The organism is Pseudochelatococcus contaminans (assembly GCF_014195635.1).
Classification (GTDB): domain Bacteria; phylum Pseudomonadota; class Alphaproteobacteria; order Rhizobiales; family Beijerinckiaceae; genus Pseudochelatococcus; species Pseudochelatococcus contaminans.
The window spans coordinates 82,772-102,059 of sequence record NZ_JACICC010000001.1 but is presented as its reverse complement, the minus strand read 5'-3'; the positions used below and the strand labels follow the sequence as shown (position 1 = coordinate 102,059).

Annotated in this window: 21 protein-coding genes and 1 tRNA gene; 7 read left to right on the top strand and 15 right to left on the bottom strand. The window is 63.9% G+C overall.

Annotation, left to right across the window (positions count from 1 at the left end; translation table 11 throughout):
- The first annotated feature begins 21 nt into the window (after nucleotides 1-21).
- The 3 genes from FHS81_RS00500 (at nucleotide 22) to cydX (ending at nucleotide 2,960) form a co-directional block, all read left to right on the top strand.
- Nucleotides 22-1,614, top strand: coding sequence for a cytochrome ubiquinol oxidase subunit I (locus FHS81_RS00500; RefSeq protein WP_183750092.1), 1,593 nt, complete (start codon nucleotides 22-24; stop codon nucleotides 1,612-1,614).
- A 5-nt stretch (nucleotides 1,615-1,619) separates the two neighbouring features.
- Nucleotides 1,620-2,771 (top strand): cytochrome d ubiquinol oxidase subunit II, encoded by a 1,152-nt coding sequence (cydB, locus tag FHS81_RS00495; protein WP_183750091.1) that lies wholly within the window; start codon nucleotides 1,620-1,622, stop codon nucleotides 2,769-2,771.
- A 63-nt stretch (nucleotides 2,772-2,834) separates the two neighbouring features.
- On the top strand, nucleotides 2,835-2,960 hold the full coding sequence (gene cydX, locus FHS81_RS00490) for a cytochrome bd-I oxidase subunit CydX (RefSeq protein ID WP_183750090.1): 126 nt from the start codon (nucleotides 2,835-2,837) through the stop codon (nucleotides 2,958-2,960).
- Nucleotides 2,961-3,044: 84 nt separating this feature from the next.
- On the opposite strand, the gene FHS81_RS00485 is transcribed toward cydX, so the two are convergent.
- Nucleotides 3,045-5,552 carry a heavy metal translocating P-type ATPase gene (locus tag FHS81_RS00485; protein ID WP_183750089.1) on the bottom strand — a complete coding sequence of 836 codons (2,508 nt, stop codon included), beginning with the start codon at nucleotides 5,550-5,552 and terminating at the stop codon, nucleotides 3,045-3,047.
- Here FHS81_RS00485 and FHS81_RS18830 point away from each other — a divergent pair.
- Nucleotides 5,529-5,885 (top strand): heavy-metal-associated domain-containing protein, encoded by a 357-nt coding sequence (locus FHS81_RS18830; protein ID WP_246374328.1) that lies wholly within the window; start codon nucleotides 5,529-5,531, stop codon nucleotides 5,883-5,885. The genes FHS81_RS00485 and FHS81_RS18830 overlap by 24 nt on opposite strands.
- Nucleotides 5,886-5,994: 109 nt before the next feature.
- Here FHS81_RS18830 and FHS81_RS00475 read toward each other — a convergent pair.
- Nucleotides 5,995-6,069 (bottom strand) — tRNA-Gln (locus FHS81_RS00475).
- Nucleotides 6,070-6,363: 294 nt separating this feature from the next.
- Here FHS81_RS00475 and FHS81_RS00470 point away from each other — a divergent pair.
- Nucleotides 6,364-7,440 carry a nicotinate-nucleotide--dimethylbenzimidazole phosphoribosyltransferase gene (locus FHS81_RS00470; protein WP_183750088.1) on the top strand — a complete coding sequence of 359 codons (1,077 nt, stop codon included), beginning with the start codon at nucleotides 6,364-6,366 and terminating at the stop codon, nucleotides 7,438-7,440.
- 72 nt (nucleotides 7,441-7,512) lie between these two features.
- Here FHS81_RS00470 and FHS81_RS00465 read toward each other — a convergent pair whose 3' ends face one another.
- On the bottom strand, nucleotides 7,513-7,974 hold the full coding sequence (locus FHS81_RS00465; RefSeq protein ID WP_183750087.1) for a hypothetical protein: 462 nt from the start codon (nucleotides 7,972-7,974) through the stop codon (nucleotides 7,513-7,515).
- Nucleotides 7,975-8,238: 264 nt separating this feature from the next.
- Here FHS81_RS00465 and FHS81_RS00460 point away from each other — a divergent pair, with 264 nt between their 5' ends.
- Nucleotides 8,239-9,648 (top strand): leucyl aminopeptidase family protein, encoded by a 1,410-nt coding sequence (locus FHS81_RS00460; protein ID WP_183750086.1) that lies wholly within the window; start codon nucleotides 8,239-8,241, stop codon nucleotides 9,646-9,648.
- The gene (locus FHS81_RS00455) at nucleotides 9,645-10,466 is read left to right on the top strand and encodes a C40 family peptidase (protein ID WP_246374327.1); all 822 of its coding nucleotides are present in this window, start codon (nucleotides 9,645-9,647) and stop codon (nucleotides 10,464-10,466) included. The genes FHS81_RS00460 and FHS81_RS00455 overlap by 4 nt, the downstream gene beginning before the upstream one ends.
- 110 nt (nucleotides 10,467-10,576) lie before the next feature.
- Here FHS81_RS00455 and moeB read toward each other — a convergent pair whose 3' ends face one another.
- The 12 genes from moeB to flgB form a co-directional block, all read right to left on the bottom strand.
- Entirely contained in the window at nucleotides 10,577-11,314 is a 738-nt protein-coding gene (gene moeB / locus FHS81_RS00450; RefSeq protein WP_183750084.1) for a molybdopterin-synthase adenylyltransferase MoeB, read from the bottom strand.
- A gap of 45 nt (nucleotides 11,315-11,359) precedes the next feature.
- Nucleotides 11,360-12,460 (bottom strand): esterase-like activity of phytase family protein, encoded by a 1,101-nt coding sequence (locus FHS81_RS00445; protein ID WP_183750083.1) that lies wholly within the window; start codon nucleotides 12,458-12,460, stop codon nucleotides 11,360-11,362.
- A 94-nt stretch (nucleotides 12,461-12,554) separates the two neighbouring features.
- Nucleotides 12,555-13,373, bottom strand: a complete 819-nt coding sequence (fliP, locus tag FHS81_RS00440; RefSeq protein WP_183750711.1) for a flagellar type III secretion system pore protein FliP — start codon at nucleotides 13,371-13,373, stop codon at nucleotides 12,555-12,557.
- Nucleotides 13,373-13,897 carry a flagellar basal body-associated FliL family protein gene (locus FHS81_RS00435; protein WP_183750082.1) on the bottom strand — a complete coding sequence of 175 codons (525 nt, stop codon included), beginning with the start codon at nucleotides 13,895-13,897 and terminating at the stop codon, nucleotides 13,373-13,375. Before FHS81_RS00435 ends, fliP begins: the two co-directional genes overlap by 1 nt.
- Nucleotides 13,898-13,912: 15 nt before the next feature.
- Entirely contained in the window at nucleotides 13,913-14,668 is a 756-nt protein-coding gene (gene flgH, locus FHS81_RS00430; protein WP_183750081.1) for a flagellar basal body L-ring protein FlgH, read from the bottom strand.
- Nucleotides 14,665-15,309 carry a MotE family protein gene (locus FHS81_RS00425; protein ID WP_183750080.1) on the bottom strand — a complete coding sequence of 215 codons (645 nt, stop codon included), beginning with the start codon at nucleotides 15,307-15,309 and terminating at the stop codon, nucleotides 14,665-14,667. Before FHS81_RS00425 ends, flgH begins: the two co-directional genes overlap by 4 nt.
- Complete coding sequence (gene flgI / locus FHS81_RS00420) at nucleotides 15,306-16,403, bottom strand: flagellar basal body P-ring protein FlgI (protein WP_183750079.1); 1,098 nt, start codon at nucleotides 16,401-16,403, stop codon at nucleotides 15,306-15,308. The genes FHS81_RS00425 and flgI overlap by 4 nt, the downstream gene beginning before the upstream one ends.
- A gap of 1 nt (nucleotide 16,404) precedes the next feature.
- On the bottom strand, nucleotides 16,405-16,971 hold the full coding sequence (gene flgA, locus FHS81_RS00415; RefSeq protein WP_183750078.1) for a flagellar basal body P-ring formation chaperone FlgA: 567 nt from the start codon (nucleotides 16,969-16,971) through the stop codon (nucleotides 16,405-16,407).
- Between the two features lie 112 nt (nucleotides 16,972-17,083).
- Nucleotides 17,084-17,878, bottom strand: a complete 795-nt coding sequence (gene flgG, locus FHS81_RS00410) for a flagellar basal-body rod protein FlgG (protein ID WP_183750077.1) — start codon at nucleotides 17,876-17,878, stop codon at nucleotides 17,084-17,086.
- A 133-nt stretch (nucleotides 17,879-18,011) separates the two neighbouring features.
- Nucleotides 18,012-18,326, bottom strand: coding sequence for a flagellar hook-basal body complex protein FliE (fliE, locus tag FHS81_RS00405; protein ID WP_183750076.1), 315 nt, complete (start codon nucleotides 18,324-18,326; stop codon nucleotides 18,012-18,014).
- Entirely contained in the window at nucleotides 18,326-18,766 is a 441-nt protein-coding gene (gene flgC / locus FHS81_RS00400; protein WP_183750075.1) for a flagellar basal body rod protein FlgC, read from the bottom strand. Before flgC ends, fliE begins: the two co-directional genes overlap by 1 nt.
- A complete protein-coding gene (gene flgB, locus FHS81_RS00395) occupies nucleotides 18,763-19,158 on the bottom strand; it encodes a flagellar basal body rod protein FlgB (RefSeq protein WP_183750074.1) in 396 nt (131 codons plus the stop codon). The genes flgC and flgB overlap by 4 nt, the downstream gene beginning before the upstream one ends.
- Nucleotides 19,159-19,288: the final 130 nt, after the last annotated feature.

The following is a 19,288-nucleotide window of genomic DNA, read 5'->3' as shown; positions in this document are numbered from 1 at the left end:
CCGGCTCGCCGGCACAGGAGTATGGAACTCGACATCGTATCGCTCTCGCGCTTTCAGTTCGCGCTGACTGCGCTTTATCACTTTCTGTTCGTGCCGTTGACGCTCGGGCTTTCCATGCTGCTCGCCATCATGGAAACCGTCTATGTCATGACCGGGCGGCCCATCTGGCGGCAAATGACACAGTTCTGGGGTGTGCTGTTCGGCATCAACTTCGTCATGGGCGTGGCAACGGGCATCGTGATGGAGTTCCAGTTCGGCATGAACTGGAGCTACTACAGCCACTACGTCGGCGACATCTTCGGCGCGCCGCTTGCCATTGAGGGCCTCATGGCCTTCTTCCTGGAAGCGACGTTCGTCGGCCTGTTCTTCTTCGGCTGGGACAGGATGTCGAAGGTGGGCCACCTCATCACCACCTGGGCCGTTGCGCTGGGCTCCAACTTCTCGGCGCTGTGGATCCTGATCGCCAACGGCTGGATGCAGAACCCGGTCGGTGCGGTGTTCAACGTCCAGACCATGCGCATGGAGATCGGCAGCTTCTTCGACGTGCTGTTCAACCCCGTGGCGCAGGCCAAGTTCGTGCACACGGTGTCGGCGGGCTATGTCACGGCCTCCATCTTCGTGCTCGGCGTGTCGGCGTGGTACCTGCTGAAGGGCCGTGCGCCGGAAATCGCCAAGCGCTCGATGACGGTCGCGGCCTCCTTCGGCCTTGCTGCTTCGCTGTCGGTCGTCGTGCTGGGTGACGAAAGCGGCTATCTCGCCAACGAGCATCAGAAGATGAAGCTCGCCGCCATGGAAGCCATGTGGGAAACGGAACCCGCGCCTGCCGGCTTCACGGTGTTCGGCTTCCCCGATCAGAAAACCCGCGAGACGCACTTCGCCATCCACATTCCGATGGTGATGGGCCTCATCGCCACCCGCTCGCTCGATACGGAAATTCCCGGCATCAAGGAGCTGGTGGACGGCACCTATGGCCATATTCGCCGGGGCATTCTCGCCTACGACGCGCTGACGCAGATCCGCGCCCTGCCGCGTGGCGAGACCGTGCCGGAAGAGCTGAAGGCCAGCTTCGAGGATAATGGCCGCTGGCTCGGCTATGCGCTCCTGCTGAAGCGTTATGTCGACGATCCGCGCCTTGCAACCGACGAGCAGATCGCCAAGGCTGCCTGGGATACCGTGCCCAACGTGCCGACGATGTTCTGGTCGTTCCGCATCATGGTGGCGCTCGGCTTCTACTTCATCCTGCTGACGGCGACGTTCTTCATCCTGTCGGCGCGTCATCAGCTCGACCGTCGCCGGTGGCTGCTGCGTGTGGCGCTATTCTCCATCCCGCTGCCGTGGATCGCGGCTGAGCTGGGCTGGATCGTGGCGGAAGTCGGCCGTCAGCCGTGGTCGATCGAAGGCATTCTGCCCACGGCCGTCGCGGTTTCCAGCCTGGGCGTCACGACGCTGCTCATCACCATCGCCGGTTTCGCGCTCATCTACACGGTGCTGATCGTCATCGAGGTGGGCCTGATGCTGCGCGCCATCAGGAAGGGGCCGGAGGGCATGGACGATCACGGTCCTGAAACCGCACCCGCGCCTTCTGCTTCCGCCACTGTCGTCGCTGCGGAGTAACAAAGATGATCCTGCACGAACTTATTGATTATCCGACGCTGCGAGTCATCTGGTGGGTGCTGCTCGGCGTCATTCTCATCGGCTTTGCCGCCATGGACGGTTTCGACCTTGGCACCGGCATCCTGCTGCCCTTCGTGGCGCGCGACGATATCGAGCGCCGCGTGGTCATCAACACCGTCGGCCCGGTCTGGGAAGGCAACCAGGTGTGGCTCATCCTCGGCGGCGGCGCGATCTTCGCCGCCTGGCCGCAGCTTTATGCGGTGTCGTTCTCAGGGTTCTATCTGGCGATGTTCGCGATTCTGTTCGCGCTCATCCTGCGCCCGGTCGGGTTCAAGTTCCGCAGCAAGCGTGAAAGCGCGACGTGGCGTTCCGCGTGGGACTGGGCCCTGTTCATCGGCGGTTTCGTGCCGGCGCTGATCTTCGGCGTCGCCATCGGCAACACGCTTCAGGGCGTGCCGTTCCGCATCGATAACGAGATGCGCATCTTCTATGACGGCACGTTCTTCGGCCTGCTGAACCCCTTCGCGCTGCTGTGCGGCCTCGTATCGGTGGCGATGCTCACCATGCACGGCGCGGCATGGCTTGCCCTGAAGACACAGGGTCCGGTGCGCGAGCGTTCGGTGCGTTATGGTCGTCTGGCGGCTATCGCCACCATCGTCCTCTTCGCCCTCGGCGGTGTGGGCGTGTGGCTGCTCGTCAACGGCTACAGCATTACCAGCCCCATCGATCCGGCTGGCCCGTCCAACCCGCTGCTGAAGGAAGTGGCGCGCTCGCAGCATGCGTGGTTCGCCAACTACGCCGCGCATCCGTGGACACTGATCGCGCCCGCGCTCGGCTTCCTCGGCCCGCTGCTGGTGCTGGTGCTGATCGGCTCGAAGCGTGAGATCCTCACCCTTCTGTCCGGCTTCGTCACCATGTTCGGCATCATCTCGACGGTCGGCGTGTCGATGTTCCCCTTCATCCTGCCGTCCTCGGAGCAGCCGAACGCCAGCCTGACCGTTTGGGATACGTCGTCCAGCCATGTGACGCTGTTCATCATGCTGGTGACGACGGTGATCTTCCTGCCGATCATCCTCGCCTACACGTCATGGGTCTACAGCATCCTGCGCGGCAAGGTCACGGCTCGCCAGATTGAAGGCGGCGGTCACGCCTACTGATCGATGAAAGGCCGGGGCGGATGGACGCCCCGGTCGTCCGCTCTTTTTTGGGAGACGATAATCATGTGGTATTTCGCCTGGCTTCTCGGCCTGCCGCTCGCCGCCGCTTTCGCGGTGCTGAATGCGATGTGGTACGAGCTGAAGGATGACGAAGCAAAGCGCAAGGCAGCGGTCCGCGTCGGCGGCTGATCCTTTCGCCCTTCAATTATAGCAATGCGCCCCGATCCAGCCGGTCGGGGCGCATTGGTATTATTTGTATTATATGCTGTTGGTTCAGGTGGCGACGGGGCTGCGGAAGCGCCGCAGGCGCAGGGCATTAGAGACCACGAACACACTGGAAAGCGCCATGGCGCCCGCGGCGAGTACCGGCGACAACAGCGTGCCATTGAGTGGGTAGAGCACGCCGGCCGCAACGGGGATCAGCGCTGTGTTATAGGCGAAAGCCCAGAACAGGTTCTGCCGGATGTTGCGCATGGTCGCCTGTGAAATGGCAATGGCGTTGACCACGCCGCGCAGATCTCCCGACATCAGCACTACATCCGCGCTTTCTATGGCGATGTCCGTGCCGTTGCCAACGGCGATGCCGACATCGGCAGCCGCCAGGGCGGGCGCGTCGTTGATGCCGTCGCCCACAAAAGCAACCTTCGCGCCGCCTTTCGACAGGCGATGCACCACCTCGACCTTGCCGTCCGGCAGTACCTCTGCCGCGACCTCATCGATACCCAGCCGTTTGGCGATGGCGTTCGCGGTGCGGGTGTTATCGCCGCTGACCATCGCCACCTTCAGGCCCAGCGCATGCAGCGCCTCGATGGCGGCGGGCGTGGTCGGCTTGATCGGATCGGCCACCGCGATGATGGCGGCAAGCTTGCCGTCGATGGCGGCGTAGACGGGCGACTTGCCTTCCTCTCCCAGCCTCTGCGCATCTTTCGCGAAGGTCGCGGGGTCGATGCCCTCACGCGTGAGGAAGCGGTCGGCCCCCACGAGCACGCGGCGCTCACCGATGCGCGCCGTGACGCCGAAACCGGGAATAGCTCCGAATTCATCGAGGGCCGGAACGGCAATGTCCCGCCGCTGTGCCTCTTCGATGATGGCCCGCGCTGTGGGATGCTCCGACCGCTGTTCCGCTGCCGCGACGGCAGCCAGCACCGTCGCCTCGTCGAAATCGGGGGCGACGATGAAATCCGTCAGTTGCGGCTTGCCTTCGGTCAACGTGCCGGTCTTGTCCACGGCGATGATGGTGGCGTCGCGCAGGGATTGCAGCGCCTCGCCCTTGCGGAACAGCACGCCGAGTTCCGCCGCCCTGCCGGTGCCGACCATCACCGATGTCGGCGTGGCGAGTCCCATGGCGCAGGGACAGGCGATGATGAGCACCGCGACGGCATTCACCAATGCAAAGCCGAGCGCCGGTTCCGGCCCGAAGAACAGCCAGATCGTGAATGTCACCGCCGCCACGGCAAACACCGCAGGCACGAACCATGCCGTAATGCGGTCCACCAGCGCCTGAATGGGCAGTTTCGAGCCCTGCGCCGTCTCGACCATATGAATGATCTGTGCCAGCACGGTGTCGGATCCGACAGCGGTGGCGCGGAAGCTGAAAGCCCCCGCCGTATTGACCGTGCCGCCGACAACGTGCGATCCGGCCTGCTTGGCGACAGGGATGGGCTCACCCGTGATCATGGACTCATCCACGAAAGACGATCCCTCCACCACCTCGCCGTCGACTGCGATCTTTTCGCCCGGATGCACGACTACGATGTCGCCGGGGCGCACGTCGTCGATGGCAATATCCTCGGTGCGCCCATCGCGCTGCACGGTGGCGCGCTGCGGGCGCAGCCCGACCAGCTTGCGGATGGCGTCGCCGGTGCGGCCTTTGGCGCGTGCCTCCAGATAGCGCCCGAGCAGGATCAGCGTGACGATGACGGCGGCGGCTTCGTAATAGACGTGATCCGTGCCTGCCGGCAGCAAGCCCGGCATAAAGGTGGCGACCACGGAATAGGTGAAGGCTGCGCCCGCTCCCACCGCGACCAGTGCGTTCATGTCCGGTGCGCCGCGCAGCAGGGCGGGAATACCCTTGATGAAAAAGCGCCGCCCCGGCCCCGCCAGAACGAGGGCGGTGAGCAGAAACTGGCCGTACCAGCTCCAGATGCCGAGCGTGCCCATCACCCAATGATGCAGGGCCGGAATGATGTGCGCGCCCATTTCCACTACGAACACCGGCAGGGTGAGCGCGGCAGCGACGATGGTATCCCGGCGCAGGGCGGCGCTTTCGGCCTCGCGTGCGGCGCGCTCACGATCGCCGCTGTCGCCGTCTTCGAGCGCCCGGGCTTCGTATCCCGCAGCCTCTACGGCGCGTTCGATGTCCCGGGCGGAAACCGCGCCGTCCGCGATGCTGACGGCGGCGCGCGACGTGGCGAGGTTGACGCTGGCATTGAGCACGCCGGGAACGCCCTTGATGGCATTTTCCACGCGGAGCACGCAGGACGCACAGCTCAACCCGTCGATGGCAAATTCTTGCGTGTGCTCGCGCACATCATAACCAGCTGCACGAATAGCTGCCGACACTGCGGGCAGATCGGCAGCGTTGCTGAAGGTGATGTCGGCGTGTTCGGTGGCCAGATTGACGTTCGCCTCGGCAACGCCGGGCACCGCCTTGATGGCGTTTTCCACGCGCAGAACACAGGAGGCGCAGCTCATGCCCTCCACAGCGAGGCTTAGGTGCGCGCCTGCCGCGGCGGTTTTGCCGCCACGGTTCGATTCTTGACCGCCGATCTCGGTATTCATGCCATTGCCCCGGTTGAGATGCCTTGCAATGAGTATATGGTCTTGTTGAAGCCGCAAGGCCAGACCATGTCTTATCGTGCAGTGGCAGGCGCAAGACGTGCCGGCCTCAAAAGAAGGATTCCAGCCATGGTATTTCTGAAAGTGCCAAAGATGAACTGCGGAGGCTGCGTGGCAAGCGTGGAAAAAGCAGTCAAGGGTGTTGATGCAAACGCTGTCGTCAAAGCCGATCTGGCCGCCAAGACCGTAACGGTGGAAACGAATACCGAAGCCGCACGCATTTCCGAAGCCGTGAAGGCGGCGGGATACGACAATGAGGTTGCGGCGAGCGCATAACCCCGGCCCGGTCAGCAATGTGGCAAGCCCCCCGCTTGCCACGGGCCGGCGTCCGGAGATGCGGCAAGAAAGCGCGCCGGATCGACAAATGAGATGTCTGGAAAGAATTTGGCTGGGGCGGGAGGATTCGAACCTCCGCATGGCGGAATCAAAATCCGCTGCCTTACCGCTTGGCGACGCCCCAATGTTCGCCCGCCGGGCAGAACACAGAAATCCCGATGCCGAATCAATCAGGAGTAGCGGAGAATAGTACCGCTCTTCCCGCAACACAATTGCCGCCGGAACTTGCGCGGATATATATCGGGAATGACGGTTTGTCCAGCGCGTGTGCGCCAGTTTCCAAGGCCATGTTGGCGCGCGTCTCGCCACCGCCGTCAATGCCTGCTATGGACGGCGTTTGCCAGAGCCGTTTGCGTTGACGTCCATGGATCGGCATAAACGCAATTGGCCTTCAACGATTTATGCGCGGGACGGAACGATGCATCCTACGAACACCTCCGGAATGCCCTTCGACGATGTCCGCAGGTTGCTTCATACCTTGCCCGGCCCGGATGAGTTCGCCGTGGCGGCTGTGCGGGCGCGCAACAAGGAACTGACGAAACTCCCCGGCTCGCTGGGCGAGCTGGAGGCTGTCGTCGAGTGGCTGGCGGCATGGCAGGGCTCGCCGACGCCTGCCGTGAGGCGGCCGCTGGTGGTGGTGTTTGCCGGCAACCATGGTGTCGCGACGCATGGCGTCTCGGCTTATCCACAGGTTGTGACGCGGCAGATGCTGGATAACTTCGCCGCCGGCGGCGGAGCCATCAACCAGATCTGCGCCACATACGATCTTGGCTTCAAGGTTTTCGATCTCGCTCTCGACCTGCCGACGGGTGACATCACCCGCGAGCCGGCGCTCGATGAAAAAGCCTGCGTGGCCACGTTGGCCTTCGGCATGGAGGCGATTGCCGGCGGCACGGACCTCCTCAGCCTCGGCGAGATGGGTGTCGGCAATACCACCGTGGCTGCGGCTATCTACACGGCGCTTTATGGCGGACCTGCCTCGCACTGGGTCGGCCACGGCACGTTCGGCCATGTTGGCAAGGGCAGCGGCAGCAAGGGCAGGCACGCCGCGAACGGTAGCGGTGAGGGTGTGGCGCGCAAGGTTGCGGTGGTGGAGGCTGCACTGGCGAGCCATGCGGGCACGCTCGACGATCCGCTGGAGGTGCTGCGCCGCCTTGGTGGTCGTGAGGTTGCGGCGGCGGCAGGTGCTATTCTCGCCGCACGGCTCGAACATATTCCCGTGCTGCTGGACGGCTATGTCGTGACGGCGGCGGCAGCTATTCTGCACGCGCTGGATCCGTCTTCCATCGATCACTGCCGCGCCGGACACGTTTCGCCGGATGGCGCCCACGCAGAGGTGCTGGAGCGCATCGGCAAGAAGCCGCTGCTGTCCCTGGGCATTACGCTAGGTGAGGGAACGGGCGCGGCGCTCGCGGCGGGCATCGTGAAGGCCGCTGCCGCAGCACATTCCGGCATGTCGACGCGCACGCAGGCGGGCGTCTCCGGGCCGGTCTGATCATTATGGACAACGCTCTCCCGGATGGTGATGATCCGGGAGAGGTATGATTGCCTGTAACCGAATGCAGGATCAGACGGCCTGTGCGCCCCAGAACAGGAAGGCGCCAACGTCGCCCGGCAGGTCGTTGCGGTAGTCGACGATCTCCACGCGCAGTCCGTATCCGAGGGGCTGCAGGTGCTCCTTCCAGATATTGTAAAGGGTGCGGGGCTGGCCCTGCAGCGTGTCCGGCCATTCCGGATCGCTGGCGAGGATCGCGCGGCCGTGATCGGTCAGGATCTCCGTGGGGAAGCGGTTGATCAGAACCTCGTTCAACCCGTGATCGCTCGCCGTGCGAACGAGAACCGAGACGCGCTTCAACGCTTCTTCGGTGGCAACTTCGTTGGCGTGGAGGAGGGAGTTGATGAGTTCCTCGCGCTGGGTGTCGCCGGTTTCGTGGAGCTGCTGGCGACGTGCGTCCTCCTCGGCCCGCTTTTCAGCGGCGCGCTTGGCGAATTCGGCGGCGGGCGGAAGATCAAAAATGCTATCGACCATCGGAAGTTCCTCAATTTGCGATCAACAGGAGAGCAGTGGAACACACTTTGACAGACGATGATAACAGTATTGCATAGCTTGACAGAATAACCCTCATTTTCCCTGTAGGCCTTGCCCGCTTCTGCCGCGACCCGGATTTAAGCCGGGCTTTCGGTGGAGTATCCGGATTGAAAGCGCACGATCCGATTCCATTCTGCGGGAACGTGCTTTAGTCTTTCCAATCCGTGCGTTCCGTTTGCCGCGTTCCATCCGTTGAAGGTCAAAATGCATCCGCTGCTTGTCTCCCGATCCGACCTGCCGACCCTTCCTGCATCGCCTGTCACAATCCGCGCCGTCTCACCGCAATCATGGCCGGATGTCGCGGCCTCCCTTGCGCCGCTGGCGCGTGCCTTCGCGGCGGCGCAAGGCTTTTTGGAGAGCGGGAAAGGGCCGGATGCCGGCAAGGCCGTGCTTCTGCCGAACGCGGACGGGGCGTTGGCCGAGGTGCTGTTCGGCGTTGGTGACGGGGCTGATCGCTTTATCTACGGCAAGCTGCCGGATCTGTTGCCGGAAGGCATCTACACTCTGGACGGCGTACCGGAGGATGGGCGTGAGGCGGCGGCGCTCGCGTGGCTGCTGGGGGCTTATCGTTTTGCCAGATATCGAGATAACCCTGCCCCGGCCGCGCGGCTGGTCGTGCCGGAAGGGGTGGATGCCCTTGAGGTGAGCCGCGTCGCCGAATCGGTGGCGCTGGGGCGGGATCTGATCAATACACCGGCAAATGACCTTGGCCCGCAGGAACTGTCCAACGCGGCGCATGCGCTCGCCACCCGGTTCGGGGCGCGGTTTTCGGTGACTGTTGGCGACGAATTGCTGGATGCGAATTTCCCGCTGGTTCACGCGGTTGGGCGCGCATCGGCGCAGGCCCCGCGATTGATCGACTTTTCCGCTGGTGACGAGAGCTGGCCCAAGGTCACCATCGTCGGCAAGGGTGTGACGTTCGATACGGGCGGCCTCGATATCAAGCCCTCCAGCGCCATGTTGCTGATGAAGAAAGATATGGGCGGCGCAGCCAGTGCGTTGGCCACGGCGCATATGCTGCTGGACGCCGGTGTGAAGGTGCGGTTGCGTGTGCTCATCCCGGCGGTGGAAAATGCCATTTCGGGCGCATCCTTCCGCCCCGGTGATGTCATCCCGAGCCGCAAGGGCCTGTCGGTGGAAATCGGCAATACGGATGCCGAAGGGCGGCTCGTGCTTGCCGACGCGCTGGCGCTGGCGCGTGAGGATGATCCGGAACTGATCATAGATTACGCGACGCTGACCGGCGCGGCGCGGGTTGCGTTGGGGCCGGAGCTGCCGCCCTTCTATACCGAAGATGACGATATCGCCGCTGCGATTGCCGAGGCTGGATTGGCCGTCAATGATCCCGTATGGCGGTTGCCGCTCTGGGCGCCTTACAACAAGCTGCTCGCGTCCAAGGTTGCCGATGTCAACCATATCTCCAGCGGCGGATTTGCCGGCTCGATAACCGCGGCCTTGTTCCTGCGCCGGTTCACGGTTGGCGTGCCGCACGTCCACTTCGATATCTATGGCTGGACACCCTCCGCCCGCCCTGGCCGCCCGGAAGGGGGAGAGGTGCAGGCGGCGCGGCTCGTCTATGCATGGCTCAAAAGCCGCTACGGGGTCGCGGCATGAGCGGCGGTTCGGCCATTCGGCAAATCATCGCACCGCTGGCGCCCTTGCGGCGCGATCCCCATTCCGCTGCTGCGCTTGATACCGAGGCGCTGATCGGTGAGCGCGCCTCGGTGGCAGAGGATGACGCGCTGGCCGGAGAGGGCTGGGCGCATGTGACGCTGCTTCGGGATGGTTACACCGGCTATGTGCCGCTCGCGGCGCTGGGCGAGCCAGTGGAGCCGACTCATCGCATCATCGTGCCGCGCACATTCGTGTTTCCCGGCCCGTCGATCAAGCTGCCGCCCGTCGCGGTTCTGCCGCTCAACGGCGAGGTTGCGGTGTTGCCGCATGGCGATGAATTCCTGCGCGTTCGCGGTGAGTTCGGCGAGGGTTTCCTTTACGCCGCTCATCTTGCACCAGTCGCGGACTGGCCGGATCTGGATTTCGTCGCCGTGGCCGAGCGCTTTTTGAACGTGCCGTATCTGTGGGGGGGCAAGTCGGCGCTGGGCATCGACTGTTCCGGGCTCGTGCAACTGTCGCTGGCGGCGACTGGCGTCGATGCCCCGCGTGACAGCGGCCCGCAATCGCGCACACTTGGCCAGGACTTGTCGCAGGGCCAGGACTTGCCCCAGCGCGAGGACTTGCCCCGGTATGGGGACTTGCGGCGCGGCGATCTGGCCTTCTGGCCCGGGCATGTCGGTATCTTGCAGGATGCCGTTACGCTGCTGCATGCCAACGGTCATCACATGCTCGTCGTCAGTGAGCCGCTGGCGGACGCCGTTGCGCGTATCCGCGCGGCCACGGGGCATGAGCCGTCATTCCGGCGTCTGGCGCTTTGAGGATATGATTAGAGCATTTCGGCATTTCGTTGAAACGCAGAAATGCTCTATCTCATTGGTTTTACGCGTTTTCTTCACGCAAAGTGGCATCCACTTTGCTTGAAAACGCTTTAGTAACGGATCGTCTCGAAGCGCATGGTGAGCGTGTCAACGATCAGCATCCGGCCCACGAGCGGTTCGCCGAAGCCGACGATGGCGCGGATCACCTCGATCGCCATCAGGCTGCCGATGACGCCGGGCAGCGCACCCAGAATTCCAGCTTCCGCGCAGGTGGGTGCGGCGCCGGGTGGCGGCGGCTCGGGAAACAACGTGCGATAGGAGGGGTTTGGCTGCCCGTCCGGTCCGGTCTCGAAGGGGCGCAGAGTCGTCACCGAGGCATCGAACTGGCCCAGCGCCCCGGCGACCAGCGGCTTGCGCTCCGCCTCGCACACATCCGCGACGAGATAGCGCGTGGTGAAGTTGTCGGAGCCATCGGCCACGACATCGTATTGGCGGATGAGGGCGGGAGCGTTGTCGGCATCAAGCCGCAGCGCGTGGGTTTCGACGGTAACGTGTGGATTGATGCGGTTCACCGCATCGCGCGCGCTGTCCGTTTTCGCGCGGCCGATATCCGGCGTGCCGTGGATCACCTGACGCTGAAGGTTGGACAGTGACACGGTGTCATCATCGACAAGGCCGATGACGCCGACGCCCGCCGCTGCAAGATAGGCCAGCAAAGGCGCACCGAGCCCACCCGCGCCGACGACAAGCACGCGGGCGCGTTTCAGCTTCATCTGGCCGGGGCCGCCCACATCGCGCAGCACGATGTGGCGGGCATAACGTTCGATCTCGTCGTCGGAAAAAGCCATGCCTCTCTCTATACCCGGCGCGCTTTTCCGGCAAGGCGGGGAGCTTTATGGATCATAAGCCAGCACAATGAACTGCGTGATCTGCCCGCGCGGGTTGAAGTTGTTGTCCGAGGCCAGCACCAGCGTCTTGCGGCCGTTGATCTCCGGGCCGAATGTGATGCTCTCGATGTTGTCCATGTCCAGTCCGAAGGTGCCTTCCTCCAGCGTGAAAAGGTGCTTCTTGGTGACAGGCTCGAAGGTTGTGCCGGCAATGGCCGGGCGGCCCAGCACGTCGGTCGCGCCGGCTGTCGTCGCCTCGAAAACCTGTATGGTGTTGCCATAGCCCGATGCGTAGCTGCGCTCCACGACGAGCAGTCGGTCATCGTCCAGCGCCAGAATAGCCGAGACGCCATTGTCGGCCGGGCGCAGGCTTTTCGAGGCGCGAGGCACCGGCGTTGTGCGATAGGCGTATTCTGCCACTGGCTTGGCGGTCTGCGGGTTGAACGCGAGGATTCGCGTCAGGCTGCCATCGCGCGTGGATGCCGGAGGGCCGTCCTGCAACAGGCTGCCTTCCATCGCCGCGAACAGCCGCCCGCCGCCCGGCGCATGCGACAGACCTTCGAAAGCGGCGTTGTTGCGGATGCCGGTCTGCTTTTCCGCGTCCGGTGTGTAATAGGCAGGCAACTCGAAGCGGCGGCGTTCGCGGCCATCCATTCCTGCCTCGATAACAGCGGGCGTGCCGGCCAGATCGCCCTCGTTCGCCCACACGAGAACCCCGGGGCGGCGCGGATCGAGGCTGATGCCTTCGGGATCGACATCGCCGCGCGCGAAGGCCCGTCCGTTGCTGTCAGTGAGCGGCACCGTATCGACGATATCAAGCTGCGTGATGCCAGCAGGCGTTATGTCGATCCGCAGCTTGTAGAAACGCGCCGGGCCATATTCCGCCCTGTCATCGGAAATAGCGTAGAACAGCCCTTCTTCGGGATTGTAATTGAGCCCGGAGATCCCGCCGAACGGAACGCCGGCGATGGAAAGCTGCGTCGGCAAACGAACTTCACCGATGAGGCTGACTGAGGAAGGCTGCGTTGCATGCGGCGTCGCATCTTGCGCCAGCGCTGCGCCCGAGGCCATGCCGAATGCGACAACCAGCGATACAATCCGGATCATGACCCGCTCCGCGCGACGAATAAGACGACATGGCAGGCAATATCACGAAATCTGCCTGCCTGTCTTGCGCGCCTTGCCTCTCTCGCGAGCGATGTCAGAAGAAGGAGCGCACCAGCCCGCTCGTCAGCAGGTTCCAGCCGTCGATGAGAATGAAGAACAGCACCTTGAACGGCAAGGCAATCACGGTCGGCGGCATCATCATCATGCCCATGGACATGACCAGCGTGGCGACGATCATGTCGATGACGAGAAACGGCAGCGCGATCAGGAAGCCGATTTCAAACCCGCGCCGCAACTCCGAAATCAGAAAGGCGGGGATCAGCACACGCAGTTCGACCTGCTCCATGCCGTCGTCGGTATCCGCCGGGTTGATGGCCGCCGGTGCGCCCTCCTGCTGAATCTTGGGGAAATTGACCTCGGCGAGATCGGCAAAGAGGCGCAAGTCCTTGCTGCGCACCTGCGAGAGCATGAAATCCCGGAACGGATCGGTAATCCGGGTATAGGCTTCCTTCTCGTCGATGGTGTTCTCGAGCAGGGGCTGCACGCCGTTCTGCCATGCCCGGTCGAATGTCGGGGCCATGATGTAGAACGTCATGAACAGCGCCAGCGTCGTCAGCACGATGTTGGCCGGCGTGCTTTGCAGCCCAAGGCCCGAGCGCAGGAACGAGAGCGCGATGACGATGCGCGTGAAGCTCGTCACCATGATCAGCAGGCCCGGCGCCACGGACAGCACCGTCAGCAGCGCGACGATCTGGATGATGCGCCCTGCCGCCGAGGCATCCCCTGCTGGAATCAGCGATGACAGGTCGGGCATCTGGGCATGTGCGGGCGCGACCGATGCCAGCAGCAGCGGCAAGGCGAGCGCCGCGATCGTCGACAGGGCGGATCGGGACGCTGCGAGGGAAAGACGCATCACTGGACGACCATCGTTTCGAGAATGAGTTCGTGCACCTTGCCTGCGGAGCGGATGGCGACCCGGTCGTTGAGGTCTTCGCGCAGGTTTTGCAGGCCGGCCGGCCCCTGAACCTGCGCCAGAGTCAGCGTGCTGAGAAAGGTGAGGATATCCTGCGAGATTTCGGCAGACAGTGCCGATACGGCTCCGGCATCCGCAGCCGTTTCACGGCCCAGCACCATCGAAGCCTCAAGCCTGATGAAGACGGTCTCCGGCGACATGAGGTTGGCGGTGACGGGGCGTATGTTCACGAGGGCGATATCGCCGGTGTAGCGCGTGGGCATCGGCGGTTCCGTCGCGGCGGCGGCGGCGTCCTTCTCCTTGCGGGCGATGTTTTCCTCGATGCTGCTCGACATCAGATAGCCGATGCCGCCGCCCAGCAGGACGGCAAGCACCGTGAGGATCACGGCAGCCAGAATGACCGGCCGCATGCTGTCCCTTGCGGGCGGGGCGGGCGGGGTTTCGACGACTGTAAGTTCGGTCATGCTGCCACGGTGCCATCAAAAGGGGGTCAGGAGGTCGTAGATCTGGTGTCCGAGCGCGGGCTGCTGCACTTCGGACATTCTCCCGCGTCCGCCATAGGAAATACGCGCTTCGGCGATCTTCTCGTAGGCAATGGTGTTGTTGCGGGAGATGTCGCGCGGCCGGACGATGCCGGCGATGTTCAGCACGCGCAGCTCGAAATTCACCCGCACTTCCTGCGATCCGCTGATCATCAGGTTGCCGTTCTGAAGAACCTCGGTCACCACGCCGGCGACCGACAAGCGCAGCTTTTCCGAGCGGTCGATCTTGCCTTCGCCCTTCGTGCGGGAGTTGGACGTTACGGCCCCGTCGCCGGAGAGGTCCGCCGAATGGCTCGGCGTGCTGATGCCCAGACTCAGCCCGAGATCAGCGCTGGAGTTGCGGCGGCGTTCGGACTTGTTGTCGAACTTCGCCTGATCGTCGATGGAGATGATGACCGTGACGATGTCGCCGACATGGCTGGCGCGCGGGTCCTGAAACAGCGTCTGGCCGGTCTGGCCCCACAGCGAATGGTAGGCGTGGCCGTTCCATGTCTTGAAATTGCCGGGCAGCGGTGCGCGCTGCACGGCGAGACCCGTGCCGACGGTGGTCATCTGTGGCTCGCGGCCCAGATCCTGCACACGGGCACAGCCGCCGAGCGCGGCAGTCCCGGCCAGCACCAGCGCAAGTGCGCGCAGGTTCGGCGCAATGGCCGTGCCGGCGAACGACAGTTGTGAGCGCGCCTGCGGTTTCATGGTGCTCTCGCCTTGTTTTTCGCCGTGCGTTTCAGCACGCCGGTAATGACGTTCGTCAGGTGCGCCGCGCGGGCGGATTCCATCTCGCCCATGATCGCGCTTGCGCGGCGTGTATCGATCTTGGTCAGCAGCGCGACTGCCGCATCGTCCTGCATCGCTGCAATCTGCGAGGCCGCCGCTTCCGCGTTCATGCGGGCGTAAATGGCCACGACACGTTCTTCCGTCCGGTCCAGAAATTCCTGCCGGCGGGTCAGCCAGTCTTCGGTCTCGGCGCGCTTCTGCTCCAGCAGCGCCGCGCGCTCCTCGATTTCGATGCGCATGGCTTCCAGCGTCTGCACCTGCCAGGCGAAGCGGGCATCGGCGGCTGCATCCGCGACAGCTTCGCAATAGGGATTGGCAGGTGGGGCCTGCTCTCCTGCCGGGGGTATGCTGCCGGCAGATGCGGGCGCGGGCATAACCGTGGGGGCAGGAGCGGCCGCCGATGCAGCAGCAGAAGCCGGAGCCGCCGCAGCAGTTGGCCTTGCGACCGGCGCCTGTCCGGGGGCTGCTACCGGTAGCCGGGTTTGTGCCTGCGCCTGTCCCGATGCCGCCAGCATGCAGGCCAGAATGGCGGTGATGGTTATGGATGCGCGATAGGTCATTGGACGATGAGATCCGCTTGCAGCGCGCCCGCTGTCTTGATCGTTTGCAGGATGGAGATAATGTCTGTCGGCTTCAGGCCCAGCCGGTTGAGACCCTGCACCAGCGATTGCAGGCTCGTACCCCGGACGATGGCAAGTTGTCCCTCTTCCTGTTCGGTCGAGACAATGGTGCGGGGCTCGATCACGGTCTCACCGTCTGAGAAGGGTGCGGGCTGCGATGCCTGCGGCAGCTCTGTCACGCGCAGGGTCAGGTTGCCGTGCGTCAGCGCCACGGTGGAGACGGTCACGTCACGGCCGATGACGATGGTGCCCGTGCGTTGATCCACGACGACCTTGGCTGGCACATCCGGGCTGACGGTGAGATTGCCGATGGCGGCCATGAAGCGGGCGGCGCTTATTTTCGGCGGCCTCCGCACGACCACGCTGCGGTGATCGCGCACGTGGGCCGTTGCAATCTTCAGGTGCTTGCGGGTGTAGCGGTTGATGGCGTCAGCGATGCGTGCGGCGGTGTTGAAATCCGGGTTGCGCAGATCGAGCACGAGCTGGCCGACATCGTTGAACCGGCCTGGCAGCGGCCGTTCCACGAGGGCGCCATTGGGAATCCTGCCCGCGGTCGCAACGCCTTGCGTCAGGATCTCGGCTTCTCCGCCGACGCTGAAGCCCGACACCGCGATGGGGCCTTGCGCCACGGCATAATTCATGCCGTCGCCGCCCATGAGCGGCGTTACCAGCAGCGTGCCGCCCTTGAGCGATTGCGCGTCGCCCAGCGACGACACCGTCACGTCGATGCGGTTGCCGGGTGCGGCGAAGGCGGGAATGTCGGCTGTCACCATCACGGCGGCGACGTTGCGCGTGCGCAGGGTGGAGCTGCGCACGTTGATGCCCATGCGCTCCAGCATGGATTGCAGCGCCTGTTCGGTGAAGGGCGAGTTGCGCAGCGAGTCGCCGGTGCCCTGAAGGCCCATCACGAGGCCATAGCCCACGAGCTGGTTGTCGCGCACACCTTGAAGGGTGGTGACATCCTTGATGCGCGTGTTGGCGAAGGCGGCGAGCGGCTGAATGACGATCAACGCCGCCAGAATGCAGCGAAGCATGTCAGCCCCCCGTCGCCCGCAGGGTGCCGTCTTCCTGCACGATGCCGTAGACGATCAGTCCGCTGTCGATATTGCGCGCCCGGATTGCTTCGTTCAGCTCACCGGCCTGCAACGGTGAAACCAGCGTGGTGATGCTCAACCCCCCGTCTTCGAACACCAGTTGCGTGGGCACGCCCTTCTGCACCAGCTTGGTGTTCTCAAGCGCGTTGAGGGGAATGGCGATGCCGGGCATCAATGTGCGTCGGGCGACCTTGTCGACGAGAGCCGAGGCGGATGAGACATAGCCGCCGCGCACGGGACGCAACTGGGCGAACGTGCGTTCCGCCACCATGCTGGGATCGATAGAGTCGCCGGGATAGATGGTCACGAGCGGCGTGACAGCGACTGTGCCGAATGAAGAAGGGTCCTGTTCCGACGAGGCGTCCTCCAGCTCTTGCGCGCCTGCCTGCCCTGCCGGTACCAGCATCAGCGCCATTGCTGCCATCAGCGCCGGTCTCCGGGCGCGTGCAGGTAACAGGCGGCCGGCTCCAGCCGAGAGCGATCTGCGAATTGCGGACAGAAAAAGCATGACAACATCCAGATGATACCGCCAGCGCCGGTTCTGGACCGATGCCGGATGGCCGCCCGTCTCGACCGCCGGGTGTTTGCCCGGCGGGATTTGTTCACGTCAGCGAACGCGCTTACCGAATTCCCTTGGAGATGGTTGCGAGTATCTCGTCGCCCGCCTGAATAACCTTGGAATTCATTTCGTAGGCGCGCTGGGCACTGATCAGCTCGGTGATTTCCTTCACCGGGTCGACGTTGGACGCTTCCAGATAGTTCTGCTTGATGGTGCCGAAGCCGGCATCCCCGGCCACGCCTTCCACCGGCGCGCCAGATGACAGCGTCTCGCGGAACAGGTTGTTGCCCAGCGGCTCAAGGCCGACATCGTTTGCGAAGGTCGCCATGGTGATCTGGCCGACTTCCTGCTGTTCCTGGTTGCCCGCGTTGTCGACCAGCGCATAGACCTGCCCGGCCTCATTGATGGTGACGCGGATGGTGCCTTCCGGGATGACAAGGCCGTCGGCGACCTCGAAACCGTCGAGCGTGACGATCTGGCCATCCTCGTTCTTGTTGAACGCGCCCGCGCGGGTGTAGAGGATCTCGTCGTTCGGGCCGACGATGCGGAACCAGCCCCGACCGGTGATCGCGACGTCGAAATCGTTGCCCGTCTGCGTCAGGGAGCCCTGCTTGTGCAGGTTGCGGATGGCCGTCACCTGCGTTCCGACGCCCAGCCGTGCGCCTTCCGGCACGGTGCCGTCCTGCGTCTGGTTGGGCACGCCGGGCACCCGCAACTGCTGATAAAGCAGATCGGAGAATTCAGCGCGCGAGCGCTTGAAACCCGTCGTATTGAGGTTCGCGATGTTGTTGGCGATAACCTCGATATTGGTCTGCTGTGCTTCCGCGCCCGTGGCGGCAATAGCGAGAATACTCATGACACTCTCCGGTAACCTCGTTCATGAGGCTCGTTCATGGCCACTATCACTGGCCTCGTGGTTTCCCGCCCCGTTCCGGAGGGAGCGGGCGTCACTGGCCATCTTGAGGGCGATGAAGCCGTCAGATCGCCATTCAGATCGCCATGCGGCTGATTTCCTGGTAGGCGGCCACGACCTTGTCACGCACCGCGAGCGTGGTTTGCAGCGAGCGTTCCGCCGCCATCACCGCTTCCACGACATCCTGCGTCGATGCCCGGCCCTGAAGGCCCTGCAACGAGGCAGTCTCGCTGGTGCGCAGGTTCTGGGCGGTATCGGTAATCATCGAGCCGAGAACGGCGGTGAAATCCACGGCGGCGCTGGCTGCCGTTGTGGCGGCCTTGACGGCGGTCGGCGTGACGCCGGAAACGCCGGTTCCGATTGCATTGACTACGTTCAGGGCGGCAACCATCAGCTTGTCCTCAACAGGTCGATCGTCATGGATGACAGGGTGCGCGAAAACTTGATCATCTGGACGTTGGCGCTGTAGGCGCGCGTGGCCTCCTGCATGTCGGCCAGTTCGATGAGCAGGTTCACGTTCGGTTTCTTGACGTAGCCTTTTTCATCCGCGGCGGGATGCCCCGGATCGTAGTCGAACTGGAAGGGCGTGCGGTCGATGCCGACATCGCGCACCCTCACCATTTCCGCGCCCGAGGCACGGTCCAGTTGCTCGCGGAAGGTAATGGTCTTGCGCGCATAGGGGTCGCCGCCGGGCGTGTTCGCCGTGGTTTCGGCGTTGGCGACGTTTTCCGAAACGATGCGCAGGCGCGCGGACTGGGCGCGCATCGCCGAAGCCGCCAGCTTGCTCGAAATCGCGATGGCGTCGCCGCCCTCTATGGATGAAACGTTCATCCTTGTGACCTCACGCTTGAGAGAACGAATTTATGAAAGCTCTTCACGATGGCCGTGGTCACGCCGTATTCCCGCGACACCTCGCCGGCCTTCAACAGCTCTTCCTCGATGCTGACCGAGTTGCCGGAGTGATAGGTTTCCCAGCTCTCGTTGCTTTTGTTCGGGCGGCTGCGGGCCGCGTTGGCCTGTGCCGGCCCCAGCGGCATGTGGTCCGGCGCAGTGGTGGCCAGCGTCAGCGCCGTCTTGTCCATCGTGGCTGAAAACGGTTCGATATCGCGGGAGCGGAATCCGGGTGTGTTGGCGTTGGCCACGTTGCGGGCCAGCACGGCTTGACGTGTCGTCAGCCAGTCCGCCTTTCGCGATGCCAGACCGAACAGATAGACCGGATCCATTGCTTGCTCCTGATATCATCGGCCCCGGTGCGCAACCGGCGCGGGGCATTGTCCGGGGCGCCATGACGGGCGCGCCGGGTGGATTTTCCCCCCGCCGGAAGGCTGCTGCCAGCGCTTCATCCGACCGGCG